The following is a 12545-nucleotide window of genomic DNA, read 5'->3' on the forward strand; positions in this document are numbered from 1 at the left end:
CGAGAACATGGCGGGATTCGGCGAACCGGGTGCGGCGCCGGTGGACGCGACCGGGATGACCGTGGGCGTCGTCGCCGCCCGGTGGCACGGTGAGCTGACCGACCACATGCTGGAGCGGGCGGTCGCCGCCGCCGAGGCGTGCGGGGCGCGGGCCGTGGTGGCCCGGGTGGCCGGCTCGGTGGAGCTGCCGGTGGTCGCCCAGGCGCTCGCGCGCCGCTGCGACGTGGTGGTCGCGCTGGGCGTGGTGGTCCGCGGGGCCACCGCCCACTTCGACTACGTCTGCCGTTCGGTGACCGACGGACTCACCCGGGTGGCCCTCGACGAGGGCAAGCCGGTGGCGCACGGCGTGCTCACCGTGGACACCATCGAGCAGGCCCGCGACCGGGCCGGGCTGCCCGGTTCGGCGGAGGACAAGGGCTGGGCGGCCACCGTCGCCGCGCTCGACGCCGCGCTGGCGGTCCGGACGGTCGCCGCCGGCAACGGGCATCGGGTCGGCTTCGGCGGCTGACGTCCTCGTCGCGCCCTCGTGGGCGGCGGTGCGCCCGGCCAGCTTCTTCCGATCACCGTGACGGAGGAGCTGGCCGGGACGCCCCTAGCGACCGTCTCCGCGCCAGGGATCCGGCGCGCCTGATGGTGTCGGCGGCGCCACCGCTGGTGCGGACGTCGCCGGGGCGGGCGCCGTCGGCACGGCCCTGGCCGCACGCCGGCCGGACCCGAACAGGACGAGCCCGACGACGATCACCGCGAGGCCGAGAAGGCCGCCGACGCCGCCGACGACGAGATAGGTGGTGTCCAGCGGCTGACCGATGATCCTGGGCGTCCCGTCGTCGCCCGGCCCGAAGTGGCTACCCGCCCCCTCCCTGCCGACCGCGGGCAGGGCGCTCTCCGGCTTCAGGGAGGCGGCCACCTTGAGGGCCTTCTCCGCGTTGATCAGGCCGTAGCCGGTCTGCGGGTCGTGCCCCTTGGCGTAGTGCGACGCACTGCGGATGAGAGCCTGTTCGACCTGCCGTGGGGCGAGGTCGGGGTACTTCGCCACGATCAGCGCGGCGACACCCGCGGTGATCGCCCCCGCGGACGAGGTGCCCTGGGTCTTCTTCCGTCCGCTGCTGGTGAAGTTGGCGCTGTAGATGGCCACGCCGGGCGCGAGGAAGTCCACGTACGAGTGCACCTGGGAGAACTTCGCCCGGGCCCCGAGCCGGCACCCTCGACAGTCCGACGAGTTGCCCGGCTCCGCCGCGCCCGCGGTGATGACACCGGGGTAGGCGCCGGGGTAGGAGACCCCGTTCTCATCGTCGACCCGGCCCTCGTTGCCGGCCGCGGAGACCACCACGACTCCCTTGGACAGGGCGTACTCGATGGCCGCGGCCTCCTCCCGCAGCGGGCGGCTCATCGGATCCTTACCGTCTCCGATCGACATGGAGATCACCTTGGCGCCGTGATCGGCCGCGTAGCGGATGGCCTTCGCTATGGCCTGGCGGTCGCCGATCTTGTTCCCGGCCTCGGTGTCACTCCAACCAACGAAGTCCGGATCTTCGTCATCGCGGATCGCGCGCAGGCCGAGGACCTTCGCCGCGGGTGCGACATCGAGGATGCTGGACGCCATCGAGGTGCCGTGCCTTCCATACCAGGACTCGGACTGGTCGGTCTCGTCCAGCATGTCCGGGCCCTCGGTGGCGCGGCCGGCCAGCACCGGGTGCTTGGTCCGGATGCCGGTGTCGATGACGGCCACCGTGACACCCTTGCCCTTGCTGATCTTGTGGGCGGCGGTGACCGACAGCGCGGACAGTTCCCATCCGCGCTCGGCGAGGGCCGTTCCCGGCGTGACGAGAACGGTGAGGACGGCCGCGACGAGCCCGGCGACAACGGCGCGCTGCCGGGTGAACGTACCGCGGCCCGTCACGACATCACCTCGTAGAGGTGCGCCGAATAGGCCGGGATGAGAGCCCGTGCCAGGTCCACGTAAGCGAGCCTTTCTCCTCGCGCGCTGGGCGCCCACTGGTCGGGGAGGGCACCGTAATCGCGCGGATCGGTGGGGCCGACGGTGATCGCCGCGACGTAGTGCGGGGGCGTGGGCCCGACGTCCAGTCCGACGGGCACCGCGCCACCCGCCCACGCCAGTTCCTTGCTCCACCGGGCGGCCGGCGTGTTCTTCACCGCGACCGGGAAGACCAGCGGCCCGGGCCTCTCCTGGGCGGCGAACTCACCGCTGGTGACATCGCGCGCCTCCTGGTAGGTGCCGACGACCGCGACCCCGATCGTGGCGGCGGTCGCACCCCCGACGTCGACATAGGTCGCGCGCAGCGCGGTGGTGCACGTGGTGCGTGCCGCGAGCAGCTTGGCGAAGTCCGCGCGGAACGCCTTGTCGCAGGAGGTCTCCTCCGCTATTCCCTGGCGGGTCCACGGCGCGCCGCCGTCGGCGAGGTCGACCTGGTTGGGAAAGATCTCGTCGGTGCGGAGGTTGTGCCAGGCCACCGCCATGAACGCATCGTTCTTTATCTGGATCCGGTGGTTGCTGTAGGCCTTGACGATCACCCCCACACCCGCGAGGGCCGGACAGACTCCGAGCACCACCATGAGCAGGCCGACGACTCGCCGAGCCCGTCCCACCCTCTTCGTCGGGGGTGGAGTGGGCTGTTGCGCGAGCGCGGGCGGAGCCGGCTGCGGCGCACCCGGCGGCGGGTACGTGGGCACAGGCCCGGCGGTGAACGGGTAGCTCGACGGCACCGGTGGACTCTGACCGGGGACCTGCCCTGGCGGATACGGCTGGTGTGGCGGCTGCCCGGGGGCCAGGCCGGAGTGCGGGGGGTAAGTCAACACAAGCCCTTCTCAACGTGATCAGCGCCGTCGGAGCCTACGGTTTCCGCCGGAGTTTTGTGGGGCCGCGCCACCCGTGCAGGGGTTTCGTACCGTTCGGCCGGCCCGCCATCGGTGTGCTCCACCGACCGGGCGTGCCCTTCGCGGCGAGGAAGACGGCGCGGACGGACCCGGGGGGCGCCGTCACCCGGGGCGGCTGGAAGAATCGCATCCCGTGAAGACGTTCGAGGAGTTGTTCGCCGAGCTGCAGGCCAAGGCCGCCGCCGGCACTCCCGGCTCGGGCACGGTCGCCGCGCTCGAGCGGGGCGTGCACTTCATCGGCAAGAAGGTCGTCGAGGAGGCGGCCGAGTCGTGGATGGCCGCCGAGCACGAAAGCCGGGAGCGGGCCGCCGAGGAGATCTCCCAGCTGCTCTACCAGACCCAGGTGCTGATGCTCGCCACCGGTCTCGAACTCAAGGACGTCTACCGACATCTGTGAGTGCGCCCCGTCGACGATCCGAACCGACTCCGAGGAGCACTCCGTCATGCTGCGTGTCGCCGTACCCAACAAGGGCACCCTGGCCGAGCCGGCCGCCCAGATGCTGCGCGAGGCGGGCTACCGCCAGCGCACCGACCCGAAGGACCTGGTCTGTCGGGACGAGCCCAACGACGTCGAATTCTTCTACCTGCGCCCGAAGGACATCGCCACCTACGTCGGCTCCGGTGACCTGGACCTGGGCATCACCGGTCGGGACCTGCTGATCGACTCCGGCGCGCCCGCCGAGGAGGTCGTCGACCTCGCCTTCGGCCGGGCCACCTTCCGCTTCGCCGCCCGCCCCGACGACATCGACTCGGTGCAGGAGCTGGGCGGGCACCGCATCGCCACCGCGTACCCGGGGCTGGTCGAGCGGCACCTCGGCGACCTGGGCGTCAAGGCCGACGTGATCCGGCTCGACGGCGCTGTGGAGAACGCCGTACGCCTCGGCGTCGCCGACGTGGTCGCCGACGTCGTGGAGACCGGCGCGACCCTGCGCCAGGCCGGTCTGGTGGTCTTCGGCGAGCCGCTGCTGCGCTCGTCGGCGGTGCTCGTCCGGCGGGCCGACGCCGCGTCGCACCCGCAGGCCGAGCAGCTGCTGCGCCGGCTGCACGGCGTCCTGGTGGCGCGCCGTTACGTGATGCTCGCCTACGACGTGCCGGCCGGCCTGCTGGACCGGGCGAGCTCGCTCACCCCGGGCATCGAGTCGCCCACCGTGTCGCCGCTGCACCGGGAGGGCTGGGTCGCCGTGCAGGCGATGGTGCTCCGCGACGACGTGCACCGGATCATGGACGAGCTGTACGAGCTGGGCGCCCGCGCCATTCTGGTCACCAACATCCACGCCTGCCGCCTGTGACGGCGCCGCGGCCGGAGCCGACGCCCCCGGCGTCGGTTCCGGATCCGCCGGTGCCGCTGCCGCGCGCCGAACCGGCCGTGCCGCCGAGTTCCGCAGTGCCACCGGCTTCCCCCGTGCCGCCAGGTTGCCCCGGGCCGCCGGGTTCGGTCGTGCCGTCGCGCTCCGTCGTGCCGTCGCGCTCCGTCGTGCCGTCGGGCGCAGTCGTGCCACCGGGTTCCCCCGTGCCGCCGGGTTCGGTCGTGCCGGCCGCTCCTGGCGCGTCGACGGCCCGGGCCGGGCGCGGCTCGCTGCCCGCCTGGGCGGCGCTCGCCCTGGTCACCGTCGCGGGCATCGCGTCGGCGGCGCAGGGCGCGGTCAACGGCGAGCTGGGTGCCCGGGTCGGCGAGGCGAGCCTGGCCGGCGTGGTCAACAACCTGGGTGGAACCCTACTGGTCGCGGCCGGGCTGGCCGTGCTGCCGTCGATGCGCGCCGGGCTGGCCACGCTGCGCCGGGCCCGGCTGCCCTGGTGGAGCTACCTGGGTGGGCTGGGCGGCGCGCTGATCGTGGTGCTCGGCGCGTACCTGGTGCCGGTGCTCGGGGTCGCGGTCTTCACGATCGCCCAGGTCGCGGGCGGCAGCCTCGGCGGGCTGGCGGTGGACCGGGTCGGGGTCGCCCCGGTCGGGCGGCTCGCGCTCACCGGCCCCCGGGTGGCCGGCGCGCTGCTCGGCGTGGCGGCGGTCGCGCTGGCTCAGGCCGGCGGGCCGGTCGGCGAGTTGGCCCTCGTCCCGGTGCTGCTCGCGGTCGTCGGCGGCGTCGGGGTGGCTCTGCAGTCCGCGCTGAACGGTCGGGTCTCGGCGGCCAGCACGTCCGCCGCCGGCGTGGCGGTCAACTTCGTGGTCAGCACCCCGGCGGTCCTGCTGGTCGCGGCGGTCGCCGGTGCGCTCACCGGCCCCGCCCCGGCCTGGCCGGACGCCTGGTACCTCTACACCGGCGGACTGCTCGGCGTCGGCATCGTCGCCGGTCTGGTCGTCGGAGTCCGCTCGGCGGGCGTGCTGCGTACCGGCCTCGCCCTGGTGGCCGGGCAGCTCGGCGGCGCGCTGCTGCTCGACGTCCTCCTGCCCGACGGCGCGGGCGTCCGTCCGGCCGTGCTGGCGGGCGCGGCGCTGACCCTCGTCGCGGTCGTCGTGGCGGGGCGCGGCCCGCGCCGCCGGTAGCGCCTCCTGCCGGCGGCGTCTCCCGCGACGGCGCACGTCCTGCCGACGCCGCGTGCCGACGGCGCGGGGCGGGCAGCGTGGCGGTGGAACTCCCACCTGCGGCGGGTGGCAGACTGAGGGGGTGAGTGAAACCGAGGTGGTCCGTCTCCGGCCGCGCCGGATCCGGGTGGTCTGCTGGGCCTCGGCCGCCGTGCTGCTGGTGGTGTTCAGCATCGTGGCGACCTCGCTGAGCGGCCCGACCGGTGACGGTTACGGCACCTTCCAGCGCGGCGACCAGATCGCCATGGTCGGCCTCGGCGTCTTCGGCGCGCTCGGGTTCCTGCTGTTCACCCGGCCGCGGGTGGAGGCCGACGCGCGGGGCGTGCGGGTCCGCAACATCATCGGCTCGTACGAGCTGCCGTGGGAGGTCGTCCGCGGTGTCCGGTTCGATCGGGGCGCGCCCTGGGCGAGCCTGGAGCTGCACGACGACGACCTGATGCCGATGGTGGCCCTCCAGGCCGCCGACAAGGAGCTGGCGGTCGACGGGGTTCGAGCGCTGCGCCGCCTGCACCAGGCCCACCAGACCCGCCTCGCCCAGAACGCTCCCACCACCCCCGACCGCTGACCGACCCCGCCGCTGACCCGACCACTCGTCCACGGAAGGAGTGGCGGGGTGGTTTGGGGATGGGTTGGTCCGGGGTGTAACGTTGTGGAGTCGACCAGGCTGTCTGTCGGCGGGCTCGCCCCGCAGGACGTGCAGCCATTGAAAGCGGAGCGCCTGCTCCCACCCGAGTCGCCGCGACGGTGGCCGGGTCCGGTCCCCGGTTCCGGGCACGTCCCGGCGCCGGATGCGCGATCATGTGATCGTGCCGACCGGTCGAGCGGGCCCTGGCATGCGCCGGGGCCTTCTGCTTTCCGGGTCGGTTCCCACCCGGGAGCCGCGGGGTCGGCAGCAGCAGAAACTCGACTCGAGGAGGCCCCATCAGCGTCGAACCACGCGTGAACGAGCAGATCCGGGCACGTGAGGTCCGACTGGTCGGCCCCGAGGGTGAGCAGGTGGGCATCGTCCCGCTGGAGCGCGCCCTTCAGCTGGCCGCGGACGTCGATCTGGACCTGGTCGAGGTTGCGCCGATGGCGCGCCCGCCGGTGTGCAAGCTCATGGACTTTGGCAAGTTCAAGTACGAGAGCGCACTCAAGGCGCGCGAAGCGCGGCGTAACCAGCAGCAGACCGTCATCAAGGAGATGAAGCTCCGGCCGAAGATCGACCCGCACGACTACGAGACCAAGAAGGGTCACGTGGTGCGGTTCCTCAAGGCGGGCGACAAGGTCAAGGTGACGATCATGTTCCGCGGTCGCGAGCAGAGCCGACCGGAGCTGGGTTACCGGCTCCTGCGCCGGCTCGAGTCCGAGATCACGGACCTGGGATACGTCGAGGCCGCTCCGAAGCAGGACGGCCGAAACATGATCATGGTTCTCGCTCCGCACCGGGCCGTCAAGGCCTCCGCGGTCGCCGCTACGGCGTCCCGCGGTGCACCTCGGGACCGGGCAGCGGACGAGTCCGCCCCGGCGGCCGATGAGACCGCGGCGGCCGGCGAGACCGCAGCAGCCGGCGACACCGGCACCGCCGCCGACACCAGCGGCGAGTAACAGGGGAGAAACGTTCCACATGCCGAAGATGAAGAGCCACACGGGTATGGGCAAGCGGGTCAAGGTGACCGGCAAGGGCAAGATCGTGTCCGAGCAGGCCGGTAAGCGCCACCTGCTGGAGGGCAAGGCTTCCACCCGTACCCGCCGGTTGACCGGCACGGTCGTGGTCGCCAAGGCCGATGTCAAGCGCATCAAGAAGCTGCTCGGCCGCTGACGCGCGCCACCTTTACGTAAGAAGGAGTTGAGATGGCACGCGTCAAGCGGGCTGTGAACGCCCAGAAGAAGCGTCGTACCCTGCTGGAGACCGCGAGTGGTTACCGCGGCCAGCGCTCCCGGCTGTACCGCAAGGCCAAGGAGCAGGTGCTGCACTCGATGCAGTACGCCTACCGGGACCGTCGCGACCGCAAGGGCGACTTCCGGCAGCTCTGGATCCAGCGGATCAACGCGGGCGCCCGGGCCAACGGGATGACCTACAACCGCCTGATCCAGGGCCTGCGCCTGGCCGGCATCGAGGTCGACCGGAAGATCCTGGCCGACCTGGCCGTCAACGACGCCGCCGCCTTCGCGGCGATCGTCGAGCTGGCCCGGGCCGCGGTCGCGGCCGAGGGCACCGGTGGCGCGGCGGCTCAGGCCGCCTGATCCCCTGCGGCTGATCGAGGCGCCCCTCGTCGACCACGACGAGGGGCGCCTCGCTGCACGCCTGGAGGAGACGATGCTCTTCACCCCGCGTACCCCCAGGGTGGTCGCCGCGCGTCGGCTGCACCGCCGCCGCGACCGCGAGGCCACCGGCCGCTTCCTCGCCGAGGGCCCGCAGGCCGTACGCGAGGCGCTGGCCGTCCCCGGTGTGGTCACCGAACTGTTCGGTACGCCCGCCGCGCTGGACCGGCACGCCGCGCTGGCGGCGCTGGCCGCCGGTGGTGACGTGCCGGTGTCCGAGGTGACCGAGGACGGGCTGGCGGCGCTCGCCGAGACCGTCGCCCCGCAGGGGCTGGTCGCGGTCTGCCGGCATCTCGACGTGCCCCTGGACCAGGCCCTGGCCCGTACGCCGAGGCTGGTCGCGGTGCTCGCCGAGATCCGCGATCCGGGTAACGCCGGCACGGTGCTGCGTACCGCCGACGCGGCGGGCGCCGGCGCGGTGATCTTCGCCGGGGACGCCGTCGACCCGTACAACGGCAAGTGCGTACGCGCGTCGGCCGGCAGCCTCTTCCACGTGGACGTGGTGCGGTCCCCCGACCCCGTCGACGTGGTCGCCGCGCTGCGCCAGGCGGGGCTCACGGTGCTGGCGACCACCGGCTACGGCGACGACGACCTGGACGACCTCGCCGACGCGGGGCGCCTCGCCGCGCCCACGGCGTGGCTGTTCGGCTCGGAGGCGCACGGGCTGCCGCGGGAGCTCACCGAGGCCGCCGACGCGCGGGTCCGGGTGCCGCTGCACGGGCGCGCCGAGAGCCTGAACCTGGCTGCGGCCGCGGCCGTGTGCCTGTACGCTTCAGCGAGAGCTCAGCGCTGACCGCGACACCGGTCGGCGTGATGTCACAGCAGGGGAGAGCAGTCGTCGATGAACGCGCCACGGCGTTCGTTTAGCCAGCCCGCCGGTGTCGGCGGGCGGCGGGCCTGACCTGCTCCCTGCGCAACTCCGACCGGCGGGCTGCGGCACAGCCGCGCGTCCGTAGACTCGCTTCGCCGCCCCGGAAGGGGCCGGCGCCGCCGTGAGGGAGTGCCCGTACGCCATGAGCTACCGCAACGATCCGTACGACCCGAAGCAGGTCGCCCTGCTCGACCCGGCCGCCCTGGCCGAGGCGGTCGCCGACGCCGAGAAGGCGTTCGCCGCCGCCGCCGACCCGGACGCGTTGACCGCGCTGCGCCCCGCCCACCTGGGTGACCGGGCCCCGGTCTCGCTCGCCCGCCGGGAGATCGGCGCGCTGCCGCCCGCGGCGAAGTCCGACGCCGGCAAGCGGGTCAACGAGGCCCGCCGGGCGATCGAGGGCGCGTACGCGGCCCGGGCCGAGGTGCTGGAGCGCGAGCACGCCGAGCGGGTGCTCGTCGCCGAGCGGGTCGACGTGACCCTTCCCTACGATCGGCGCCCGCGCGGTGCCCGACACCCGCTGAGCGTCCTGATCGAGCAGGTCAGTGACCTGTTCGTGGGGATGGGTTACGAGGTCGCCGAGGGCCCCGAGGTCGAGCTGGAGTGGGCCAACTTCGACGCGCTGAACATCCCCGCCGACCACCCGGCGCGCGGGCTGATGGACACCTTCCACATCGCGCCCGCCGACCGCTCCGGCCTGGTGCTGCGCACCCACACCTCCAACGTGCAGACGCGCACGATGCTCAGCCGCAAGCCGCCGATCTACGTGATCTGCCCCGGCCGGGTCTACCGCACCGACGAGGTGGACGCCACCCACAGCCCGGTGTTCCACCAGGCGGAGGGCCTGGTGGTCGACAAGGGCATCACGATGGCGCACCTGCGCGGCACCCTCGACCACTTCGCGCGGGCCATCTTCGGGCCGGACGCGAAGACCCGCTGGCGGCCGCACTACTTCCCGTTCACCGAGCCGTCGGCCGAGTTCGACGTCTGGTTCCCGGAGCACCGCGACGGTCCGCAGTGGGTCGAGTGGGGCGGCTGCGGGATGGTGAACCCCCGGGTGCTGCGGGCCTGCGGCATCGACCCGGAGGTCTACTCCGGCTTCGCGTTCGGCATGGGCATCGACCGGACGCTGATGGTCCGGCACGGGGTCAGCGACATCCGCCACCTCTTCGAGGGCGACGTGCGGTTCAGCCGGGCGCTCGGGACCGAGGCGTAGGCGATGCGGGTACGAGTTACGGAGACGGTGGTCTGAGTCATGCGAGTTTCTGTCAGCTGGCTGCGGGAGTACGTCGACCTCCCCGCCGACCTGCCCACCGGCGACCTGGAGCAGGCCCTGGTCGACCTCGGCATCGAGGTCGACTCCCTGGTGGACCTGCGGGAGACCGTCACCGGGTCGCTGGTGGTCGGTGAGGTCCTGGAGATCGAGGAGCTCACCGGCTTCAAGAAGCCGATCCGGTTCGTCCGGGTCGACGTCGGGGCCGCGAACGGCACGGGTGAGCCGCAGGAAATCGTCTGCGGGGCGCGCAACTTCGCCGTCGGCGACCGGGTGGTGGTGATCCTCCCCGGCGGTGAGCTGCCGGGCGGCTTCGCGATCGGCGCGCGCAAGACCTACGGGCGCAACTCCAACGGCATGATCTGCTCGGCCAAGGAGCTGGGGCTCGGCGACGACCACTCCGGCATCATGGTGCTGCCCGAGCAGAGCCCGGCCAAGCCGGGCGACGACGCGCGGCCCGTGGTCGGGCTCGACGACGTCGTGCTCGAGCTGGAGATCACCCCCGACCGGGGGTACGCGCTGAGCCTGCGCGGCCTCGCCCGGGAGCTGTCGCACGCGCTCGGCGTGCCGTTCCGTGACCCGGCTCTGGCGCCCGCCCCCGGTCCGACGGCCGAGCCGGCCTACCCGGTGGACGTGCGTGACACGGTGGGCTGCGACCGGTTCGCCGCCCGCCTGGTCCGCGCCGTCGACCCGAGCGCGGCCACGCCGGAGTGGATGCGGAGGCGGCTCACCACGGCCGGCATCCGCAGCATCTCCCTGCCGGTCGACATCACCAACTACGTGATGCTCGAACTCGGCCAGCCGATGCACGCCTTCGACGCCGACCGGATCGCCGGGCCGCTGGTGGTCCGTCGGGCCGAGCCGGGGGAGAAGCTGACCACCCTGGACGGTGTGGAGCGCGTCCTCGCCCCCGAGGACATGGTGATCTGCGACGACAGCGGGCCGATCTCGCTCGCGGCGGTGATGGGCGGCGAGACCAGCGAGGTCGTGGCCGACACCACCACCGTTCTCTTCGAGGCCGCGCACTGGGACCCGGTGATGGTCGGGCGGACGGCCCGCCGGCACAAGCTGTTCAGCGAGGCCGCGAAGCGTTGGGAGCGGGGCGTCGACCCGGCCCTGCCGCTGGTCGCGTTGGAGCGGGCGGTGCGGCTGCTCACCGAGCACGGCGGCGGCGTCGCGGGCGACGAGATCCTGGACGTCAACCACGTCCGGCCGCGTACCCCGGTGACCCTGCCGGCGGACCTGCCGAGCCGGCGCATCGGCGTGGACTACCCGCCGGCGCGGGTGGTCGCCCTGCTGGAGCAGGTCGGGTGCACGGTGGCCCAGGGCGCGGACCGGCTCTCCGAGGACCCGGGCGCGGTCGGTGTGGCGGCCGGTGCCGGCGTCGCGTTGACCGTCACCCCGCCGAGCTGGCGGCCCGACCTCACCGACCCGGCCGACCTGGTCGAGGAGGTGGTCCGCCTCGACGGGTACGACCGGGTGCCGTCGGTGCTGCCGGTGGCGCCGGCCGGCCGGGGGCTCACCTGGCAGCAGCGGCGGCGCCGGGCGGTCGCCCGGTCGCTGGCCGAGCGCGGCTACGTCGAGGTGCTCGCCCACCCGTTCGTCTCGGCCGAGCTGCCCGACCTGCTCGGGCTGCCCGCCGACGACCCGCGCCGGCCGGCGGTGCGGCTGGCCAACCCGCTCTCCGACGAGGAGCCGCTGCTGCGTACCACGCTGCTCGGCCCGCTGCTCGGCATCCTGAAGCGCAACCTGGGCCGGGGCCACCGCGACCTCGCCCTCTACGAGATCGGGGCGGTCTTCCACCCCCGCCCCGGCGCGGGCAGCCCGCCGGCGATGGGGGTGGACCGGCGTCCCACCGACGCCGAGTTCGCCGCCGCCGACGCGGTGGTGCCCGACCAGCCCCGGCACGTCGCCGCCGTCCTGGCCGGCGAGGTCGAGCTCTCCGGCTGGTGGGGCGCGGGCCGGGCGGCCGGCTGGGCGGACGCCGTCGAGGCCGGGCGCACCGCGCTCGCCGCCGCCGGCGTCCCGCAGGAGCGGGTCGAGGTGCGGGCGGCCACGTACGCGCCGTGGCACCCGGGCCGCTGCGCCGAGTTGCTGGTCGACGGCACGGTGGTCGGGCACGCCGGTGAGCTGCACCCGACGGTCGTCGCCGCGCTGGAGCTGCCCCGGCGCACCGGCGCCATGGAGCTGAACCTCGACCTGCTGCCGGCCCCGCCGGTGCTGCCCGCGCCGGCCGTCTCCGGCTTCCCGCCCGCGCTGATCGACGTGGCGCTGGTGCTCGACGAGTCGGTGCCGGCGGCGCAGGTGCAGCAGGCCCTCGTCGAGGGGGCCGGGGAGCTGCTGGAGGACGTGCGGCTCTTCGACGTGTACGCCTCGGAGCAGCTCGGCGCCGGGCGCCGGTCGCTGGCGTACAAGCTTACCTTCCGGGCCCCGGACCGCACGCTGACCGTCGAGGAGGCGGTGGCCGCCCGGGACGCGGCGGTCGCCGTGGCCGCCGAGCGTTTCGGCGCCACGCTGCGCGGCGCCTGAGGCGTAGCTGCGAGCCCCCGTCGGGCGTGGTCCCGTGCCACGCCCGGCGGGGGTTTGGCGTTCCGTGGGTCGGATGTCCGGCTCCCCGGGTTCTCCGGGCGCCTGTTCGGCGCGCCCGACGCCGTTGATAACTAATCATTCGGGCGACTGCATAG

General features: G+C 73.7%; 13 protein-coding genes. 11 read left to right on the top strand and 2 right to left on the bottom strand.

From position 1 onward, the window contains the following. Window positions 1-7 precede the first annotated feature (7 nt). On the top strand, window positions 8-508 hold the full coding sequence (gene ribH / locus ACIBTV_RS19745) for a 6,7-dimethyl-8-ribityllumazine synthase (RefSeq protein WP_091589654.1): 501 nt from the start codon (window positions 8-10) through the stop codon (window positions 506-508). 84 nt (window positions 509-592) lie between these two features. Here the strand turns inward: ribH and ACIBTV_RS19750 are convergent, their stop codons facing one another. Both ACIBTV_RS19750 and ACIBTV_RS19755 read right to left on the bottom strand, forming a co-directional pair. Next, a complete protein-coding gene (locus tag ACIBTV_RS19750) occupies window positions 593-1900 on the bottom strand; it encodes a S8 family serine peptidase (RefSeq protein WP_396706773.1) in 1308 nt (435 codons plus the stop codon). Then, complete coding sequence (locus ACIBTV_RS19755) at window positions 1897-2724, bottom strand: hypothetical protein (RefSeq protein WP_396706775.1); 828 nt, start codon at window positions 2722-2724, stop codon at window positions 1897-1899. Before ACIBTV_RS19755 ends, ACIBTV_RS19750 begins: the two co-directional genes overlap by 4 nt. Before the next feature lie 304 nt (window positions 2725-3028). On the opposite strand from ACIBTV_RS19755, the gene ACIBTV_RS19760 reads away from it, so the two are divergent. From ACIBTV_RS19760 to pheT, 10 genes are all read left to right on the top strand, one after another. Beyond that, entirely contained in the window at window positions 3029-3292 is a 264-nt protein-coding gene (locus ACIBTV_RS19760) for a phosphoribosyl-ATP diphosphatase (RefSeq protein ID WP_091589652.1), read from the top strand. A 46-nt stretch (window positions 3293-3338) separates the two neighbouring features. After that, window positions 3339-4184 carry an ATP phosphoribosyltransferase gene (hisG, locus tag ACIBTV_RS19765; RefSeq protein ID WP_091589651.1) on the top strand — a complete coding sequence of 282 codons (846 nt, stop codon included), beginning with the start codon at window positions 3339-3341 and terminating at the stop codon, window positions 4182-4184. Window positions 4185-4423: 239 nt separating this feature from the next. Further along, on the top strand, window positions 4424-5377 hold the full coding sequence (locus tag ACIBTV_RS19770; protein WP_396706777.1) for a DMT family transporter: 954 nt from the start codon (window positions 4424-4426) through the stop codon (window positions 5375-5377). Window positions 5378-5498: 121 nt separating this feature from the next. Then, on the top strand, window positions 5499-5981 hold the full coding sequence (locus tag ACIBTV_RS19775; RefSeq protein ID WP_396706779.1) for a PH domain-containing protein: 483 nt from the start codon (window positions 5499-5501) through the stop codon (window positions 5979-5981). 374 nt (window positions 5982-6355) lie between these two features. Then, complete coding sequence (infC, locus tag ACIBTV_RS19780; protein WP_091589650.1) at window positions 6356-7003, top strand: translation initiation factor IF-3; 648 nt, start codon at window positions 6356-6358, stop codon at window positions 7001-7003. 19 nt (window positions 7004-7022) lie between these two features. After that, window positions 7023-7217: a 50S ribosomal protein L35 gene (rpmI, locus tag ACIBTV_RS19785; protein WP_396706781.1), complete on the top strand. Its 195-nt coding sequence runs from the start codon at window positions 7023-7025 to the stop codon at window positions 7215-7217. 32 nt (window positions 7218-7249) lie between these two features. Further along, a complete protein-coding gene (gene rplT / locus ACIBTV_RS19790) occupies window positions 7250-7642 on the top strand; it encodes a 50S ribosomal protein L20 (RefSeq protein ID WP_030335718.1) in 393 nt (130 codons plus the stop codon). 73 nt (window positions 7643-7715) lie between these two features. Then, a complete protein-coding gene (locus tag ACIBTV_RS19795) occupies window positions 7716-8513 on the top strand; it encodes a TrmH family RNA methyltransferase (RefSeq protein ID WP_396706900.1) in 798 nt (265 codons plus the stop codon). 220 nt (window positions 8514-8733) lie between these two features. Further along, window positions 8734-9804, top strand: a complete 1071-nt coding sequence (pheS, locus tag ACIBTV_RS19800; RefSeq protein ID WP_396706784.1) for a phenylalanine--tRNA ligase subunit alpha — start codon at window positions 8734-8736, stop codon at window positions 9802-9804. A 39-nt stretch (window positions 9805-9843) separates the two neighbouring features. Next, window positions 9844-12390 carry a phenylalanine--tRNA ligase subunit beta gene (gene pheT / locus ACIBTV_RS19805; RefSeq protein ID WP_396706785.1) on the top strand — a complete coding sequence of 849 codons (2547 nt, stop codon included), beginning with the start codon at window positions 9844-9846 and terminating at the stop codon, window positions 12388-12390. Window positions 12391-12545: the final 155 nt, after the last annotated feature.

It is taken from the genome of Micromonospora sp. NPDC049366 (assembly GCF_044466625.1).
Lineage (GTDB): Bacteria > Actinomycetota > Actinomycetes > Mycobacteriales > Micromonosporaceae > Micromonospora.